Annotated in this window: 2 protein-coding genes and 1 pseudogene; all 3 read left to right on the top strand. The window is 42.0% G+C overall.

Annotated features, from left to right (window positions below):
- Positions 1 to 255 precede the first annotated feature (255 nt).
- A complete protein-coding gene (locus tag BACCOPRO_RS07845; protein WP_008142531.1) occupies positions 256 to 465 on the top strand; it encodes a DUF6722 family protein in 210 nt (69 codons plus the stop codon).
- 533 nt (positions 466 to 998) lie between these two features.
- Positions 999 to 1,274: a hypothetical protein gene (locus BACCOPRO_RS18210; RefSeq protein ID WP_008142527.1), complete on the top strand. Its 276-nt coding sequence runs from the start codon at positions 999 to 1,001 to the stop codon at positions 1,272 to 1,274.
- Positions 1,275 to 1,462: 188 nt separating this feature from the next.
- Positions 1,463 to 1,728, top strand: a pseudogene (locus BACCOPRO_RS18325) (protein rep); the annotation flags it as partial.

Genomic DNA, 1,728 nt, shown 5'->3' with positions numbered 1-1,728 from the left:
AAATGAAAAGTATATAAAGGAGCGCACCACTGCCGGAGAGCGGTTGCAGGCTATAAACATCATAGAACGTCTTGTCCTGCATGAGAGGGAACGGATTGCGGAACGTGCCAGGAACGATGATGACGAAAGGCAGATAAGTTTGTTTGAAGAGCAACACTCCATTGAGTGAAGGCACGGTTTGTCTTTGTGTGCTCCCCCTTTGGGGGACGGGAGGGGGATAGAACAAGAAACCAATAAAATTAATATATTTGCATTATGGAAAAGGAACGTAAGGAGGTTATTTTTACGGAAACCGGGAAGCTCCTCATAGATGTGGCGAAGCTGGTATTTGGAGGTGTGATACTTGCCGGAATAATGAAACTGGACGTGAACAGGGCACTTTTATTCACGATAGGAGGTATTTTTGCGGTGATATGCGCCTTTGCTGGCATTGCGTTCATTGCGTTGTCTAAGAAATCAAAATAACAGTATTATGGAACTGATAGTATTTTTGTCTGTGTTTGGTCTTGCTGCCCTTGTGGCAGGGATATGGGCTTGTGTACAGATACACAAGACAGATCAGTCGAAGAAGGAAACCGCTTGACCGTATTAGTACGGTAGGGAAAGAATAAAGCTGCCAGGGATGTCGGAACTCCGTCAATTCGCCCTGGCAGCTTATTTTTTGCAACTCTCCCGTATCGTTCGGCAGGTTGTCTTTGTGTACTGCGAATATAGGTCTTTTTTCCGAAAGTACAAAGTGTTTGGGTGTTGAGCCGGATGGTGGGGGAATGGGGGCAAGCCCCCATACTTGATAAATCAGAAAGTTTCGTGTCAGTTGCTGTTTTAAAGGTTTTTCAAAGGGATATTTGGCGGTTTGAAAGGTTTTGCCTACTTTTGGGGTAGAGTTAATAACACAAAGCCCCGAGCGGCAAACTCGGGGCTTCATATTGTCCAATCGGCGATTGTTTAGCTTCTTTCTTGGCGGGAGGATTCTAAACAAAAGCCACAAAAATTTTCCTATGTGCAAAGATACTACAAATAAAACCATATCCAAAGAAAACCCTATAAAAAAGGGTGAAGAAAGTCTTAAAAAGAAAGCAAAGACTAAAATCATAGCACATAATTTCAGCCGGAAACTTGCGGAAAAAAACCCAGAAAGCAAGTTAATCAAGGCTTACGAAGAATCCTATTTTTGTTCTAATACATATACGGTGGGGGGTGGAAAAGCCCATTCACACTATTGTCATAGACCATTTTGTCCTATTTGCCAGCGTATTCAGACTGCGCAAATATAGAAAAGTTTCTTCCTATAATGAAATTTTTGCATAGTGAGGGAAGGGATTTCTATTTTGTGACGCTTACTTGCCGGAATTGTGTTACGGACAATGTGGACGAGTTACGTGCGTTTATAAAGAAAAATAATAAGTTGTGGTCTGAAGGTATAAGAACTAGGCACGCATTTCGCTCTTTGAAGTGTTCCGGTGTGATGAAAAAGGAATGTACCTACCATGTGAAGGATAAGAAGAAAGGCGTGTATTCCTTCCATTATCATTTTCATGTGATAGTGGATTCGTTGGAAGCTGCCAGGTACATAGTGGCACAATGGAAGAAATTGCAGGGCACAGAATCGGATTCACGTTTTCAGAAGTATGTTAAGGTTCAAGATTTGGAAGGTAGTGCACTGGAGCTTTTTAAGTATTCCTCAAAAGCTTCTGTTTCTGTAACGAAATCGAAGAAACAGAAGGGAAA

This window comes from Phocaeicola coprophilus DSM 18228 = JCM 13818, assembly GCF_000157915.1.
In the GTDB taxonomy this organism is placed as follows: Bacteria; Bacteroidota; Bacteroidia; order Bacteroidales; family Bacteroidaceae; genus Phocaeicola; species Phocaeicola coprophilus.
Note: the sequence above shows the minus strand (reverse complement) of the source record. Positions and strands in the feature narration are given on the sequence as shown.